Below are 16336 nucleotides of genomic sequence, written 5' to 3' on the forward strand. Positions count from 1 at the left end.
TCTTTATCCTTTACGTAAGAATCATCAGTATATCCGTATTCAGCACATTCCTTTACTATCTGTTTTCCTCGGTTTCCATAGATAGTTTTTTCTTCATATCGAATACACTCCTTATGCGATGGGATAAAAGCGGCTACATTGTCATGAGATGATATTTGAGCGTCTCCTACACTCACACTAGAGCTTTCAAGACAACTGGATAGAGGAACTAATGGAGGCTTGAGCTTCGCCAACCTCTTTACGAGGGCTTTATGTGCTTTGGCACATTCTGAGGCTCGAAATTTGGTAGGTAGGCACAGCCAGATAGCACATTCAGCATCATAGTCTGAACTGGTATCAGGTATAGAGTAAATGTAGGCTGCAAGCGGTCTGATTCCCAGAGCCTCCTCCATTCTGTCGGTAACTTCCGTCTCAATGCATCTGTAGGCCGGAAAATTCATGACGAACGTGTCTTCTTCTTTTCTGACGGTGATTATACCTGCTGCCGTGGTGAAGGAGAGAATTTCGGCTTTCCGTTCGAAAAAACTGAAAAGAACGAAGGCTGTCCCCAGTGTCGCATGACCGCAGAAGTCGATTTCACCGCCCGGCGTAAACCATCTGAGCCTGTAGGTATCATCCTCTTTTACGGTAAAGGCGGTTTCAGAGAACATGTTTTCTCTGGCTATGTTCATCATCAGTTCTTCAGAAAGCCATCTGTCAGTTACGCATACGGCTGCCTGATTTCCTTTAAACACGGTATCTGTGAATGCATCAACAATAAACTGTTTCATCTTTCAATTCTTTTTTCAAATCTGAACATTTCGAAATCCTCATCATCGTGCGGACCTTTATGATGACTGTTGAAAAACTCCACAATCCTGAAACCGCAGCGGTTGACGTAGAAATGAATGTTTCTTTTTTCAAAGTACGGAGTTACCGTTTCCCAAAGTTTTACTTCAGGATGCATTTTTTCAACGGCACACCAGGCTCGGTATCCAATTCCGAGGCTGTGAGCCTTAGGAGACACAAACAGGAGATCCAGATCTCCGTGCTCTCCGTCGGTCTGTATGACCACTCCTCCGACTTTTTCATTACCGAGCATGATGCGGTATGCCTTGCCGGCATCAATGGAGTCAGAGATGGTTTTATGCGAAATGATTTCACCGTCTTCCTCGAAATGGTCATCCCGGAGACCGAATTCCTCCGTGGCCCCGTATCTGAAGGCTTCCTGATTGTCTTTTATAAACTGTTCTCTGTCATCATCAGTAAGAGGCAGAAGTACAATATCATCGTTCATTGAAAATCCTCTGTTCCTGTTTATGCCCGGTTGAAAAAGATAAATATGTCTGCTGTATGATAATAGGTGAAACGCGTATTTATGTCTCATGGGAAAATCAGAAATGCTGACGTACGGGATACGTGTGCTATGCGCTTTTACGTTCTGTTTCACCGATAATTCGGTTGATTCTGTCAGTTTCCTTCTGCTGCTGGGCGGAATTCTTGATTTTGAGAAGTCCCATGAATTTGCATACGTCCTCGGCGGTAGGCTGTATGCCGCCAAGTCCCAGATTGTCATCAGCCTTGATAAGTCTTATGGTTGCGATAATCTCCTGACGGCTTACGGAAGTGCTGTAACGGATATCTGACGGAATGTCGGACGTCTGGCTGTAGCCGATTCTGTTAATGTCGATTTTTCTGTTGCGTGAAAATACCGGCTTGTTCGGCATGTAGATAAAGTCATCCATGTCGGTAATGCAGTGAAGTTTTTCAATCACGTGATTGATTTCCTGCATAACCTTCAGCTTGTGATTGTTCTTGAACGGGGTACCTGTTTTTCGGCAGATATGTGCAAATCTCTTAACAATGCATTCTCTGCTGATAGGGGCTTCGGTACGTATCAGCATGCTGACGGCGCATTCTATTTCCTGAACGCTCAGTGCCGAGAAATCGGCGGTTATGGTAAGAGCCTGAAATATGCCTTCAAGGAAGGTCAGACTGTATCCCGCAATCTTAATCTGCGAATTGTTGATGCGTACGCCCTTTGCGTATACCACGGTATCAGAATCATAGTCAGGTTTCGTTTGGTCCGCGGCCTGCTGGCTGGCAGAAACTGAGTTTTCAGAAAAGAGTTCAATCACCTCAAAGTTAGTGTTTTCAGGAATATCCGGAACCTCATGAATCTGAGAGGTTATGTCGTTCTCGAAATACACGTCAAAGAATCCGTCAGGCAGGAGACCGGATATACCGATGTTTTCATCATCAGACGGATTGGTGAAGCTGATGTTGTCAAGATCCGTTTTGGAGAGAATTTTCTGAGGATCACCGGTATGGTCGTCATTGATGGTGACAATGTTTGCCAGATCAATAACGTGTTCCTGCCCACTGATTTCTTCAGGGACGGAAGGGGATTCTGTTTCCGTGTTTTCAGAAGCTGTTCCGGATATTTCTCCGGATGCCTGTGGTTCGGCAACCGGCTGAACCGGACCGGACCTGTTCAGTTCCATTAGTGATTTTTCCAGAATGAAACTGTGAGGTACCGGAGCCTTGTTCAGTTCAGAATCGTCACCGGTAGATACCTGTCCTTCCTGGCGATCTCGTGAATCACTGTGCTCAGGCTGTGATTCATCGTTGGCGGCGGACATGCCCGAGGTCATTTCTCCGGTCATGGCATCGCTCTTGTTATTCTTTGCCGCGCTCCTGCCGGACTCAAAGGAGGTTATGATTCTGTCGGCTCCGTTGACGTCATCCTCATCATCGCTGCTTATGTTCATGATGTTTATGTCCATGGTGTCATAGAGCGCGTGAATGACTTTCATGTATCCGAAGCAGCTGCCGAGCCATGATGCCAGAAGTTCTCTTTCATCCACGGTATTGCACCATGAGGCCACATTGGCCACGGTGGATCTGCTGATGCCGAATTTTCTCAGCTGATCTATTGATTTCAGATAAATGAAGAGAATATATGAATCCCTCGAATACAGTGCCGTCAGGGTATGCAGAAAATCACCGAATTCCGGAATTTCCCTAATTTTAAACAGAATGTCGTCAAAGGATATGTCCGGATTTTCGTTATGGATTTTCATCAGGACTGCATGGGCTGGATTATTCATCCAGCCGTCGTTGTATCCCGGAGGAGTCTGATCTGAACGGTTAACCGCATAATGGTAGATTTCCAGCATGTCCATGACATAACCGATGTCTCCGTCAGGATAACCGACGGTTCTTCTGTACATCGTAATGAGTGTCAGCAGAGTTCTTGAAGCCAGATTGGTGCGGTAGTACGGAGTCTTCTTCTGCAGGAGGTGTTTGGCGATGAGAAGTTCTCTTGCCGGATCCGTGCTCAGATCAAGAAGGTTGTAGGAATTCAGTGTGGCCGGAGGTTCGCACAGCCCCATGAGTATGCGCATGGCGGCAATGCCTGCGGAGCAGTTCTTTCTGACGTTATAGTTAATGAAGTTTTCAATGATGCCGAGTCGTCTTGAAAGAGTGCAGAACCTGAAATCAGGATACGTGCGGGTCAGATTTTCGGCTGCCTGCGGATTAAGCGCGATGATGTATTCTATTTCGGAAATGCTCACGTCAAGACCGTTGTCGCAGTCTCTTTCCTGAAGCAGTGATATGAGCAGAAATACCTTTTCGTGGATTTCGCGAAAGTAAAAATTCTCCTCCAGCAGATCCTGATAGTTTGCGGTATGAGGATCCGCCGTAAATATTTCATTCAACTCTCTTGGGGAAATATATATTTCACCCAGACTCTCAAGCTGCTTAAGCTTATAACTGTCAATTATGGCCAGATATCTAGACATCAGTACGAGCTGCTCCGATTCTGTATGACTTTATAGTTATTACCGGCAGGCAGAAGCTGGTAAAGAATTATTTGTTCTCCTCTTCACCCGGTTCCTTGTTATCCGCCTTCTTCTCACGAGGCATTTCCAGTCTTGATTCCTTTATGGCTTCCTTTACGTTTTTAAGGTTTGCTATGAACTGAGGACCTTTACGCAGGAATAGACCTGTTGCCAGCACGTCGACGAGTGCAAGCTGCACAAGTCTGGAAGCCATTGGAATATATATATCCGTATCTTCCGGAATCTTTGCCGAAAGCACCAGTGAACATTCTTCAGCCAGCGGGCTGTTTTCAGAGGTTAATCCGATAACGGTAGCCTTTCTGCTTCTGGCGTATTTTGCAACGTCAATGAGATCCTTTGTTCTTCCGGTATGGGAAATAAGTACAAAAACGTCTTCCAGACTGCAGTTTGATGCGCTCATCAGCATCATGACCGGGTCTTCAAAGTAGTTGCATGGAATGTTGAATCTGAAGAATTTGTTCAGCATGTCGTGGGCAACGGTGGCACTTGAACCGAGTCCGCAGAAGGTTATTCTTCTGGCACAGCTGAGCACGTCCACGCATCTCTGAATGACTCTGATGTCAACATTTTTGCGTGCTTCGTTCAGAATGGAGATGGATGAGTCAAAAATCTTCTTGGTGTAGTTTTCCGTGCTGTCGTTTTCGTCTACGTGAATGTTTACGTAAGGAATGCCTTTTGCCAGGGTCTGGGCGAGTTTAAGTTTGAAATCGGGATACCCCTCGGTATTGATCTTCTGACAGAATCTGTGCACGGTCGGTTCGGAAACACCGGCTGATTTTGCCAGCTGAGCTATGCTTGAGGCAATGATCTTCTGTGGCTGTTCCAGTACCACGTCGGCAATCTTCTTCTCTTTCGGACTGAAGAACTCGTATTTGCTTTTGATAAAGTCTAAAAAATTTAACATATACTTTTCTCTCAATATATTGATTCGCCAATCAGGTTTTCTGAGAGGCCGGAGCTGTTTCAATTCAGAACCGTCGTTTTTACCAAACGATCAGTAAGTGAATCGCGTCCGACATCCGTGCATGAGTCATACGCCGCTGTTATGATGCTTGCGGTTATCGCATGAATCCTGTCTGCAGAATTCATTAAACGGAATAATCCGTCTTCCGGTCGGCTGCTTCCAATTTTCTGTTGCAGTCTGTGTTTAAAACAGTTTTGTCCGTATTTTTTATTGTGTCTGATTCGTGTCAGACCTGTTTGTTATATGCTATTGCTTTATCGTTATGTCCGGAAATTGCAAAAATGATGAACACAGGTTCTTCATTCCAGTAAATCCGGAATGCATCCTCCGCTGCCGGGAGGTGAGTCCTTTTCAGTTCTTCCTCTACGGCATGAAAACAGTGTTATGCTGTTTAGGAAATGAAAAACAACTGTAATTATTATTCCATGAAAAAACAGTTTATTAAAAACAAAGCAACAATTTTTTGATATATGTATCTTTCTGACTGTTGATTTGTGTAAAAATAAAACTGTATTTCTAACGAAAAAGACAGAAAATTACAGATATTAATTTAAAAATGTAATTTTCTTTCATTTTAACTTAACATGATAACGTTTTCAATTAAATAACTGAATTTTGGCACAAGATCGTTTAAAAATTGTTTAAAAATACTACATTTATCATAAATCACTGAAAAATAAAGCCGTTTAACCTTAAGTTCATAAAGTGTCAGAGGACGGGTTTTTCCAGGTTTTCGCAGAGTTTTATGGGATTTCAGGACACCTTCGGCCTGATTTTGTAAAGATGTCTGAATGCGTCCCGGAAATATTGAGCAGGTGGGGATTCTTTTGATGTAATTATCTTCCTTTCAGGTTGTCATGCAACATCATAAAATATATAATACTCTTTATTGTTTTTATGTTCAGGCCCGCGGGCGGATTCCGGTCCGGAAGTCTGAATATCACATGTTTACATACAGAATGTTTTAGAAAAGTTCAAAGAGACTTAGGAGTTTTTATGTCAGGTTTTGCTTTAGTCGGTGACGTGGGCGGTACCAATGCTCGTATTGCATTATGTAATCTTGAAAATGGAGAAATTCAGGATACCGTAGTGTACTCAGCTGTGGAAAATGAAAGTCTGGAAGGTGTGCTCAAGTCATACATCGCCGATCACACGGACAAGAATATCAAGCAGGCCTGCATTGCCATCGCCTGTCCTATTACCGGTGATCATGTTTCCATGACCAACAATCCATGGGAATTCTCAATTTCTGAAATGCGTACCAATCTCGGTCTTGAAAAACTGTCAGTAATCAACGACTTCACTGCTCAGTCAATGGCTATCCCCGTTCTTGATGAAAAGGACATGGTTAAGCTCGGCGGCGGTGAACCTGACAAGACCAAGCCTGTAGCGGTATACGGTGCAGGTACCGGTCTCGGTGTTGCTCATCTGTTTAATTTCAACAATACCTGGTACAGCGTTCCGGGTGAAGGCGGTCACGTTGACTTCGGACCAAACAGCCCTGAAGAAGATATCTTACTGTCTGTTCTCCGCGAAGAAGTAGGTCACGTATCATGCGAAAGACTTCTTTCAGGCATGGGGCTTGTTAACATCTATCGTGCGATTGTTCTTTCAGACAACCGTATTCCTGAAGATCTTGAACCTAAGGATGTAACCGGTCGTGCCTTACTCGAAGACCCTGACACTGACTGTCACAGAGCACTCAATCTGTTCTGTGTGATGATGGGCCGTTTCGGCGGTAACCTCGCTCTCAACATCGGTGCTTTCGGCGGTGTTTACATTTCCGGCGGTATTGTTCCTCGCTTCCTCCAGTTCTTCAAGAACTCTGGTTTCCGTGTTGCTTTTGAAGACAAGGGCAGATTCAAGAACTACCTTTCTGCAATCCCTGTATACGTTATCACCAATGCATACACCGGTTTAATCGGTGCCGGTGCATACTTAAGACAGGAACTCGGCTATAAGCTCTAACGGATTTTTACGGAGATGAATATTCTCTGTTGAATCGTGTTAAAGTTCAATTTATGCCAATAGGGTCGGAACAATGTTCCGGCCTTATTTGTAATAAGCGTAAAAATAACGGATTGTCAGCAGAGACTGTCTTACACGAAAAGACATATTCCGGATATAATTTCAGTTGCGGATAAGAAGAAACGGATCCGTGTCGTATGTTTATAAGGGATGCGATAAATGAGTGCCAAAAGCGATTTTAAGAATAAAAATGCCGTAAATCTAAAGTTAAGAGTATTTTTATTGGTTATAGCTATAATTTTTTTATTGGTATCCTTGATCTTTTTATCAGACTGGTATATTGTTATTTTTTTCGCGCTTGCAGCCCTGGCTGCAAACTACACCGTGGAAGGCATGAGGCATGTTATGTGCTACAAGGGACAGTCTGCTGAACCGGAGAATCCTGAAAGGGATCCCTATGCGGATCTTGACAGATATGACTCGGACTGCGAAGAGTAAAGTACGGATTAATTATGAGTGAAGCAAAAGATTCCGAAAAGGAAAAAATGAACGGCAGTTCAGCATTCGGTACCGGATATTACGTAAGATGCGTGATTATTCCGGTTATTGTCGGCGCGGCCTCCATTGTCTTCGGTTTTCTGAAAGAGCCTGAAAGAATAGACCACTGGAGTTATTTGTGGAAGCTGGTTAATCTCCAGCCGAAGTACGCCATAGTCTTTGGCGGAATTCTTATATATCTGGCCACAAGGGCTTACTTCAGAGCTCAGGATAAAAAGTAACAGTTTGTTTCAGGTTGTGACAGGCAGGCTTAAATGTTCATGTTCAGAATTTCTGCCGTCAGGTTTTTGTTTTAAAGAAGGATTCGTTATAAATGAAAGATTCAATGCCATCACCATTTGAATTTGACGGGCATAGTTCTCCTTTTAACGGCAGCGGCATGCCTACCTTCTTTAAGACCAGCGGAAACGACGAACCTGAAGAAAACACAGAGGCTGAAACCAGTGAGCTGACTTCTGAAGACGAGGTGACCCGGGTTTTTGACAACAAGGGGCCTCTTTCGGAAAAGGAGGGATACAAGATAAGACCCGGACAGGTTGAAATGGCCAAGGAGGTTCTGAAAGCCATCTACGATCGACACAATCTGGTTGTTGAGGCGGGTACCGGCGTAGGTAAAACCTTTGCGTATCTGGTGCCTATCCTTCTTTCAGGCAGAAAAGCGCTTATCTCAACCTATTCCAAGGCCCTGCAGGATCAGCTTTTCAATAAGGACATTAAATTTCTCAAGTCCGTTCTCGGTGTTTCGTGTTACGTATCTGTTCTGAAAGGCGCTTCAAACTACATATGTCTTAAAGGCATGAGCAGAGCTTTCAGCGTCCCTGAACCTCCTAAAAGCAGCGACGAGGCGGACTCAGGAGGTTCTTCTCATGAGGAAATTCCCGCTCAGCAGGATCTGTTTGCCGGCATGATTGATGAAGCCCAGGCCGGTCTTACCAGGGAACAGATTCAGAAGAACAAAAAGATCGTTAATACGGTTAAGAACTACCTTAAATCTGCCAGAACAGGCGAAATAGAAGAATTCAAAAACTACATGATGTCCACCGGCGGTTTTGAGCCGGAGGTGCTTCAGCTGAACCGCCTTGCATACAAAAAGGCGTTCTGCAACAAGAAAAGCTGTCCTTTTTCCGAAAACTGTTTCCTTTCCATTGCCCGTAAGAAAGCCAAGACTTCTCAGATTGTGGTGCTTAATCAGTCTCTGCTGTGCTACGGCGTTCAGAATGACGAAATGCTCTTTCCGAAAGCGGGAATCGTGGTGGTGGACGAAGCGCACAAGTTTGAGGATACTCTCAGAGACGCTTTCAGTGCCGAAATAGGTACTGAATCGTTTAATGAGGCCATCAGCTCCGTTTTTATAAGTCAGCCTTATGAAAAGGTTAAAAAGGATCTTAACGGCAGGGAAAAGAAGAGAACCGGCGGTAAAAAGCTGGTTGAGGGTAAGCTCAGGGATACTGCCGCCGATAAAAACGGTGAGGCCGACAATAATGAACAGGATGCGGTAATCAGGTACGAGCATGAGCTTCTTTCCGAAGTGGATAAGGTCATGGCGGATCTGAAGCGTTTTGTCGATGGAAAAAACAAGGACTCATTCCTTTCCTACCTCGATAACATGTATACTGATGATTCCTGCAGTCTGCTGCCTCAGTATGAAAAACAGGCATACAGAATCAGTACCTGTGCCTCCGTGCAGAAGAACAGACAGGAAGCAACGGTAACCTTCGGTTCAGAGGAAGCCGTTCTGATGGATCTTAATATCGACAGGTTCATTCAGGGGCTGTACAGGCTCGGAGAAAAAGTGGGGATGGCACACAAGGCCGTCAGCCGTCTTAATGAAGGTGCCAAAGTTATTCTTACCCAGGCCGGCAGAACCTCGGAACTCAAGAGTGTGTCCGAGGAAGGTGAGGCTGTTCTGAACATATTTGTAGACACCTATAATTTCATAGGCGGAATAATACAGTATATAAATACCTGCAGAACCTCCGGGATGATGGCGTCGGCCTATTACTACTGGTACACCAAGGTTGCGGAAACCGGCTTTACCATAACCAAGTCTCCGTTCAGACCGAGCATGGAATTCAAGAACTTTTTCCTGTCAAAGGAAGACTGTTTCCACAGTTTTATTTTTGCAAGTGCCACCATTGATACCGGAGCCACGTCATCACCGGCTCTGGATCTGCTTTATGATAAAAAGTCGGAAAGCGGAACAGGTAAGGAAACGGACTTCCAGAACTTCCGTTACGGAATAGGACTGAGCAGTGACAATACCGTATGCAGACTGGTTTACAGTCCTTTTGACTTTAAGAATAATGCCATTCTGTGCGTTCCTGAAGACCTGGCAAACTTTACCAGTAATTATGATGAAAGCAAGTCAAAGAATCTGCCTTACAGCTGTCCGATGAATACCATAAAAATGCTGGCTCCGGTAATTAATGCCACCAAAGGCGGTATTTTCATACTGGTTACCTCCTATGATGCCTGTCACCGCTACGCCGAGGCTTTGCGCAAAAATCAGTTTACGTCATTCGGCTTTACCACTGCCCGCAAGGTTCTGGAACAGGAAAGAAACAGTACAAACAACGGTCTCATCAGCAAGTTCAAGGAGGCCGGAAATGCGATTTTAGTCGGTACAAAATCATTCTGGGAAGGTGTTGATATTCCGGGTGACGCACTGTCTCTCGTTATTATTGATAAGATTCCGTTCCCTCAGAAAACAGTTCATAAATTCATGACCAGAATGAGATATGAAAGTGAGGGAATGAATGCCTTTGACAAGGTGGATGTCACCTCCGCCATTATTGACCTCAAACAGGGCGTAGGCCGCCTCATCAGAACAGAAACCGATAAGGGGGCCGTTATCATCTGCTCAAAGGATCTTCTGAGCTCTGCCAACAAGAGTTATGCCGGAAGAATACTGAACAGTCTGTCCTATTTCAATATTACCAACAGGATAGAGGTGGTGAGGGATCTTATGGAAAATGATTTTAAGCATGACGGTGACAGTCAGGAATAGAGTCTTTTCATGAAGGTTCGCAGGCACGGAACATGGTAAAGATGTTTCGTGCCTTCTGTTTTTATGGAAGATATTTCAAGCTTGGTTTATACTACACCGAGTTTAATGAGTGCTGATGGTTTTGAATGCATGTATGCAGAATGGGGGAAATATGACCAGAATTCTAGCAATTGATGCCGCAACGGAAGGCTGCAGTGTTGCACTGTATCAGGATGGCAAAATTGAGGCTGTAAGAAGCGTGTCTCCGCAGGGGCATACCAGACTGCTGCTGCCGTACATTGATGACGTGCTCAAAAAATCAGGACTCAGACTTTCCGATCTTGATGCCGTAGCCTGCGGCAGAGGCCCGGGATCATTCACCGGGGTTCGCATAAGTGTAAGTATGGCTCAGGCTCTGGCTTTCGGCGCCGAAAAGCCTTTAATCGGTATTGTGGATCTGGAAGCCATGGCTTTACGGGCTCATAAGGAGACCGGATCCCAATACGTGGTATCTGCAATCGACGCCAGAATGGGAGAAGTCTATCTCGGTATTTACGAAATTTCCGAAAATGTTCCGAAGGCCATGATTCCCGAGGCAGTGACAGCTCCGGAAAAAGCCGTTGAACTTATAAGAGGAACTCTTTCAGGAAAGAAATTCACTTCTGTAGGCACAGGCTTCGGTACTTATCCTGTTCTTTCAGAATCCTTTGCCGGTTACGTTTCTCCTGCATCTGATAATCTTCCTGATGCCGTTGAAATAGCCGAGCTTGCAGCCGGAGCTTTTGCAGCCGGCAGGGGAGAAGAACCTGAGAATGTTCTTCCCGTATATCTCAGGGACAATGTATCATGGAAAAAAGTCAGTGAGCAGCATGCTTAAATCTCGTATGACTGCATAACCTGATACAAGGTTGTAATTCAAGACTCCGCTACCGGACAGTCAGGTTCGTTAACGGAGTTTTTCTTCTTCTGCAGTGATGAAGCATTCACTGCGGAACTCTGTTTTCAGGCTCTGAATAAGGCATTTTTCGAACGCATGAAGCCTTATCGGAGATAAAGAATTCCAACTCCTTCAAAATACACGGTATTACAGGTGATACATATCAATAATGTGATATTGATATAATGCAAATTATTTTTTTTTGATTTATTCTTTAAACATACTCAGGGATAGTGTTTGTATAATTTCCGCGGTTTGGATAACTATTATGAAAATGACCGTGAAATTTGTGAGTGTTTAAATAGTAGTGGTTACGCATATGGCTGATTCAGTCGCTGATTCACATGGTTATGGAGTGGCAATTATAGGTGCCGGTGCCATGTCACGTGAACGCATAAAAATATATAAGGCGTTGAATCGTCCCATTACTGCCATTTACAGTCATCATACTGACAAGGCTGTCGCCCTGGTTGAAGAATTCGGTCTTACGGGGCAGACAAAGGTTTTTGACAGCATATCAAGTTTCTGGGAATACGAGAAATCCTCGTATGTCTATATAGCCACATCCAATGATTCACACTGCAATTATGCCACGGAGGCGATGCTCCATGATCGCAATGTGCTTGTTGAGCAGATGATGGTCTGTTCCATCAGTGAACTGGCAAAAATTCACGAGTGTCTGAAAAACAGCAAAAAAATAATCATGGAGGCCAATCCGACACTGTCATCTCCGCTTCTTAACAGTTTCGGCGGGGTAATCAGAGGGCATGAATCCTTTGAAGATATAGGCCGTCCCACAAATGTCTGCATCAGTCTCGGAAAGTCCAATCCGAAGTTTGTCAGAGACGATTTTCTGAGATATAAGATCAATCTTTCAGACGGGGTGCTGTTTAATCTCGGCGGTTATGCCATAGGAGCTGCGGTATCTCTTCTTGGAACCCATGTTGAAGTGGTTAATTCCCATCTGGACATATCCAGGGAATACCATGTAGGTGTAAATGCCCATATTATTCTGAGAAACAGGTTCGGTGTCAGTGCCACCATAACAATTTCCAACGTATCCAATCTTCCGTGCGTCCTTGATATCGGCGGAACCAACGGCTTTTATTTTGCCAGGGATTTTATTCATGCCCAGTCCTATAACTGCTGCATGAACGGTGATGCTCCGGAAGCAAGGGATCTGACTTCAAGGTTTGACAAAGAGTCAGGAATATGCAGAAAGACTTTTGAGAATGATTCGGAATACAATTTTGCCATGCAGATTCTTCAGTTTGAAAAACTTCTGGAAAACGGATACGATTCATGCATGGCCGGTAACAGGAATCATTTTAAGGAATCAAAGGCCGTCTTTCGTATAATAACTGAAGTAATGGCAAATAATTACAGTGACGTGTAAAACACCTGCGGAAATAACCGTTTAAGCTCTGATGAAATAAAAAAATCCCCGAAGGGATTTTTTTATTCTGTACAGGAATCAGGTTACTTGCTTTCTTTTTTAGCCTTGCTCTTGTTCTTTGAAGAAGTGCGAAGTTTCTTCTGAGGCTTGTCATTATCAGCTTCATCACCTTGATTAGGATTCATCATGCTCATGTCGTCAGCCTTGATGGTAGGGGCTTCACGATACTTTTTCATGACTTCGTCAATCATGGACTGATCGGTAACGTTGTTGAAGCAGTGGTTTGCACTCTGTTCCAGAATTTTCAGGTTTTTAAGACGATCGCTTTCTACCTGAAGAATACACTGATCGTATTTTGCAGACTGCTTGGTTCTGTTGTACTTGTATTCACAGTCCAGCTTCTGTTTGATGCTGTTATCATCTATGTGACGCTTCTGATATGACATCTTATCAAAAGTTATATCCACACAGGTCTGCAGACGCTGAATATCATGTTTTCTCTGTAACTCCTTTTCCAGAGCCAGCCTGTCCTGATTCTGAATATTGTAGAGTTCCTGCTTTTCCTGATTTGACTTTTTAATGGCTTCCAGCTGCTTGCTTGAGAAGGTCGTGTCAATTACGTCAATACTTTTTACGCCATAAGGCTTGGTAGGAGAGTAATGGATGGCTCCATTGCTGTCTTCCCATCGATAGAATTTATTGCCGGCATAGACAGGTGATGATACAACGGAAACAACCGTTAGTAAGCCTGCAATAAGAGCTAATTTTCTAAACATCCTTTAAACGACCTCATAAAGATAGAGTTAAAACTGCTGATTTACGGGGTGTTGCCTTGCCGTTCTGAACCAAACATTATGTCGGACCGGCTACATGATATGTCAGGAATAATCCTAAACCCTCTTTCTTCTAGTTATACAATAATTATTGAACCAGTTCTAGAAATATTTCTACATTTGATAGGGCTCTCAATAATTTATATACAAAGTTTCCGTAAATACAGATTAAATTAAAATGTTTTTATGATCAGTAACATCTCTATTATATATAATTTTTTAGCAAAAAAATTGTTTTATTTGAATTTAATTATAAAAATCAAATAATGTGTGCTTTATTTGCTTTTGTTTGATGTCAGAGAGGAAGAGCACTGCTTGATAAGTTCCAACAGCTCTTCCGGCGTGGCATCCTGATGCCCTGCTATGGCCTTTTCCGCTTCGGCAATAAAACTGTTCCATGTTTCTTCGTTCCTTTCCGCTTCAGGAAGGTTGTTCCACATTCTGACGTTAGGTATGGTCATGATGTAGTCTTTTTCCATTTCAGTCATATTGCTCAGTGTCGGATTCCATCTCAGATTGTTGTACATGAGTCCGGCATTCACAATATCTTCAATTTCGTTGTCTGTATTGTCCCCTAGGAGCATTACCAGCATGATGGAATCATTCATCCTGTCTTCAGATTCGGAATGTCTGTCATTATTCATGAGTGATGAGACATTTATTGCCAGATAAGATTTGGTGAATTCGTCTGTGCCGAAAGTGTTGTCACAGTCAATGATGATGGAAGGCAGTCCCACGGTTTCTTTCTGGGTAATCTCGTGCGGTGCCATGCAGGTCTTGTCTTCGGCAATTTTTTCAGCCAGATTCTGCATGGACTCGGTTCCCATGAGTTTAGGAGTGACAAGTGTCAGGGCGGCCACATGCTCCTGGGAGTCGTCACTGATGGTCATGAGATTGTTGCCGTAGTAATTTTCCGTAACGTTGTACAGAGACAGTGATACGTTTGCGGTATCGTAATTGATTTTTACCTGTTTGAATTTATTCTTTCTGGAGGATATCAGCAGTTTTCTGTTGAAAAGTGAATCCTTCATAATGTCTTCCGCTCTGGAATGAAGAATGTCAAAATCACTGGCAAGGGACTCAGACAGGTCTTCAGCCTGTCCTTCAGGACTTCTTTTGGCGAAAGAGGATGAAAGGAAAACGTTGAAAGTTGCTTCCGGAATAACCAGATTGCTGAGAGTGGTGTCAGGATTCTTGTAGTTTACCAGTTCTCTTGCAAGATAATTGATTATGAATATTTTTCTGTTAGGCTTGTCTTTTGATGAAGAATTCTTCGGAGGTTCGGAAGCATACATGTATGTCTGTCCGAGTTTCTCATCATCATTCTGAACAATCACGAAAAAATCAGCATTGCGGGAGGAACATCCGAAATACATGACATCCTGATCGTTTATGCTGAATTTTTTAGTGTACAGGTTACGGCATTCCTCATTCATTGTTTTTGAAATGCTGTCCAGGGTAAAATCATCCCCTGATTCAATAAGTCTGCCGGACAGGTCGGGAGATATTTCCGACATGTCAAATTTTGCCACACCGCCGTCCTTTATGCCGATGAACTCAACAAACGGCTTGCTGTAGAACTGTTCCCTGATTTTCATGACGTTACCGGAGACTTTCGGAGGTGTGAAGGTTACGCCTGATGAAAGTGTGTCATAAGGTATTGGATTAAGAATTATGTCCGCGGTTGTGAAGAGAACCTGTTTAGGCTTTGAGGAAAGGGCGTGATTAACGTATACCCCCATGAATGATGTGTTGATGTCACTGGGTATCTGAATATTGATTTCGGAAAAATCATTTCCGAGCACAGCCCCTGAGACAAGTCCCAGTAGCACAGCTATTGCTTGGCAGGTTTTCCGAAAATTTACCCCGAACATTTTTATTATTACATCTTCCTGATTTATGAATGTGGCAATGATTATGCTGTAATGATTTCATGATTGATAAATTACATGGCGATAATCCTTTACGGCACGTGTAACAAAATTATGAAACCGTTCTTAAATTATAATTCAATAGGGGGTAAACATAAATTTTGAGATTACAAAAACGCATTATATGTCATGTGTTTTGTGATCGGCTATAAATAGTTGTGTTAATACAGTGTAAAAAATAACCGGTAAAATACTGAGAAAAACGTTTTATAGTAATATCAAAAGGTGAAAACATTGCAGTGATAAAGGTGCCTTAAGCATCTCTAAACAATATCCAGGCATAAAATGTTTAAAAAGAGAACAAAATAACGTAAAAAAGGCTGTTTTATAGACTTTTAGTTCAAATTTTGAATGAACGGATAAAAATGTTTAATTTTTTTTTGACAGAAAAATAATTTTCTATATAATACACCTTGTTCTCTGACAGAGAGCAAAGCATTGAGATGCGGGAATAACTCAGTTGGTAGAGTGCAACCTTGCCAAGGTTGATGTCGCGAGTTCGAGCCTCGTTTCCCGCTCCAGATTTGGCGCGTTAGCAAAGCGGTTATGCAGCGGATTGCAAATTCGTCTAGTCCAGTCCGACTCTGGAACGCGCCTCCATCAAATGTGTCAGTGCCCGAGTGGTGAAATCGGTAGACACAAGGGATTTAAAATCCCTCGGAACTTATACTTCCGTGCCAGTTCGATTCTGGCCTCGGGCACCATCTTGAAAATCATCCATAATTTCATCAGTTCATCTTATAGTCATTTTCATTGCTGAATTGTTTCTGTTTTTCCGCATGAACATGCAGTTATTCCTGATTAAAAATCAGACATGATTGTTCACCTAAAAAACATAAATGCGAAAAACTATACATGTTTTAATATTAACAATCTTTATCAATTTTTTTATCGGTATGTCCTGATATACTTTGAAAA

General features: G+C 43.2%; 12 protein-coding genes and 3 tRNA genes. 9 read left to right on the plus strand and 6 right to left on the minus strand.

The window, feature by feature from the left end:
- The 4 genes from T489_RS14925 to hexR all read right to left on the minus strand — a co-directional run.
- Positions 1 to 770, minus strand: a 770-nt coding sequence (locus T489_RS14925) for a PhzF family phenazine biosynthesis protein (protein ID WP_157608154.1), incomplete at its 3' end; no start/stop codon positions are given.
- Positions 767 to 1276, minus strand: coding sequence for a GNAT family N-acetyltransferase (locus T489_RS0108300; RefSeq protein WP_031579584.1), 510 nt, complete (start codon positions 1274 to 1276; stop codon positions 767 to 769). The genes T489_RS14925 and T489_RS0108300, both read right to left, overlap by 4 nt.
- 127 nt (positions 1277 to 1403) lie before the next feature.
- Complete coding sequence (locus tag T489_RS0108305) at positions 1404 to 3785, minus strand: hypothetical protein (RefSeq protein WP_031579585.1); 2382 nt, start codon at positions 3783 to 3785, stop codon at positions 1404 to 1406.
- Between the two features lie 67 nt (positions 3786 to 3852).
- Positions 3853 to 4749: a transcriptional regulator HexR gene (hexR, locus tag T489_RS0108310; RefSeq protein WP_051621918.1), complete on the minus strand. Its 897-nt coding sequence runs from the start codon at positions 4747 to 4749 to the stop codon at positions 3853 to 3855.
- Positions 4750 to 5805: 1056 nt separating this feature from the next.
- Between hexR and glk the strand changes: the two genes are divergently transcribed.
- From glk to T489_RS0108340, 6 genes are all read left to right on the plus strand, one after another.
- Positions 5806 to 6777 carry a glucokinase gene (glk, locus tag T489_RS0108315; RefSeq protein ID WP_031579587.1) on the plus strand — a complete coding sequence of 324 codons (972 nt, stop codon included), beginning with the start codon at positions 5806 to 5808 and terminating at the stop codon, positions 6775 to 6777.
- A gap of 219 nt (positions 6778 to 6996) precedes the next feature.
- Complete coding sequence (locus tag T489_RS0108320) at positions 6997 to 7275, plus strand: hypothetical protein (protein WP_031579588.1); 279 nt, start codon at positions 6997 to 6999, stop codon at positions 7273 to 7275.
- Between the two features lie 14 nt (positions 7276 to 7289).
- On the plus strand, positions 7290 to 7556 hold the full coding sequence (locus T489_RS0108325) for a hypothetical protein (protein ID WP_031579589.1): 267 nt from the start codon (positions 7290 to 7292) through the stop codon (positions 7554 to 7556).
- Between the two features lie 92 nt (positions 7557 to 7648).
- Complete coding sequence (locus T489_RS0108330; protein ID WP_031579590.1) at positions 7649 to 10342, plus strand: ATP-dependent DNA helicase; 2694 nt, start codon at positions 7649 to 7651, stop codon at positions 10340 to 10342.
- Between the two features lie 151 nt (positions 10343 to 10493).
- On the plus strand, positions 10494 to 11198 hold the full coding sequence (gene tsaB / locus T489_RS0108335) for a tRNA (adenosine(37)-N6)-threonylcarbamoyltransferase complex dimerization subunit type 1 TsaB (protein ID WP_031579591.1): 705 nt from the start codon (positions 10494 to 10496) through the stop codon (positions 11196 to 11198).
- Between the two features lie 379 nt (positions 11199 to 11577).
- Positions 11578 to 12654: a Gfo/Idh/MocA family protein gene (locus tag T489_RS0108340; protein WP_031579592.1), complete on the plus strand. Its 1077-nt coding sequence runs from the start codon at positions 11578 to 11580 to the stop codon at positions 12652 to 12654.
- Between the two features lie 83 nt (positions 12655 to 12737).
- Here T489_RS0108340 and T489_RS0108345 read toward each other — a convergent pair whose 3' ends face one another.
- Positions 12738 to 13430: a hypothetical protein gene (locus T489_RS0108345; protein WP_031579594.1), complete on the minus strand. Its 693-nt coding sequence runs from the start codon at positions 13428 to 13430 to the stop codon at positions 12738 to 12740.
- Between the two features lie 332 nt (positions 13431 to 13762).
- Positions 13763 to 15319, minus strand: coding sequence for a hypothetical protein (locus T489_RS0108350; protein WP_157608157.1), 1557 nt, complete (start codon positions 15317 to 15319; stop codon positions 13763 to 13765).
- Positions 15320 to 15863: 544 nt separating this feature from the next.
- Between T489_RS0108350 and T489_RS0108355 the strand changes: the two genes are divergently transcribed.
- From T489_RS0108355 to T489_RS0108365, 3 genes are all read left to right on the plus strand, one after another.
- Positions 15864 to 15939, plus strand: a tRNA-Gly gene (locus tag T489_RS0108355).
- Positions 15940 to 15944: 5 nt separating this feature from the next.
- Positions 15945 to 16018: transfer RNA gene (locus T489_RS0108360), tRNA-Cys, on the plus strand.
- A gap of 14 nt (positions 16019 to 16032) precedes the next feature.
- Positions 16033 to 16122, plus strand: a tRNA-Leu gene (locus tag T489_RS0108365).
- Positions 16123 to 16336: the final 214 nt, after the last annotated feature.

Source organism: Ruminobacter sp. RM87 (genome assembly GCF_000701925.1).
In the GTDB taxonomy this organism is placed as follows: domain Bacteria; phylum Pseudomonadota; class Gammaproteobacteria; order Enterobacterales; family Succinivibrionaceae; genus Ruminobacter; species Ruminobacter amylophilus.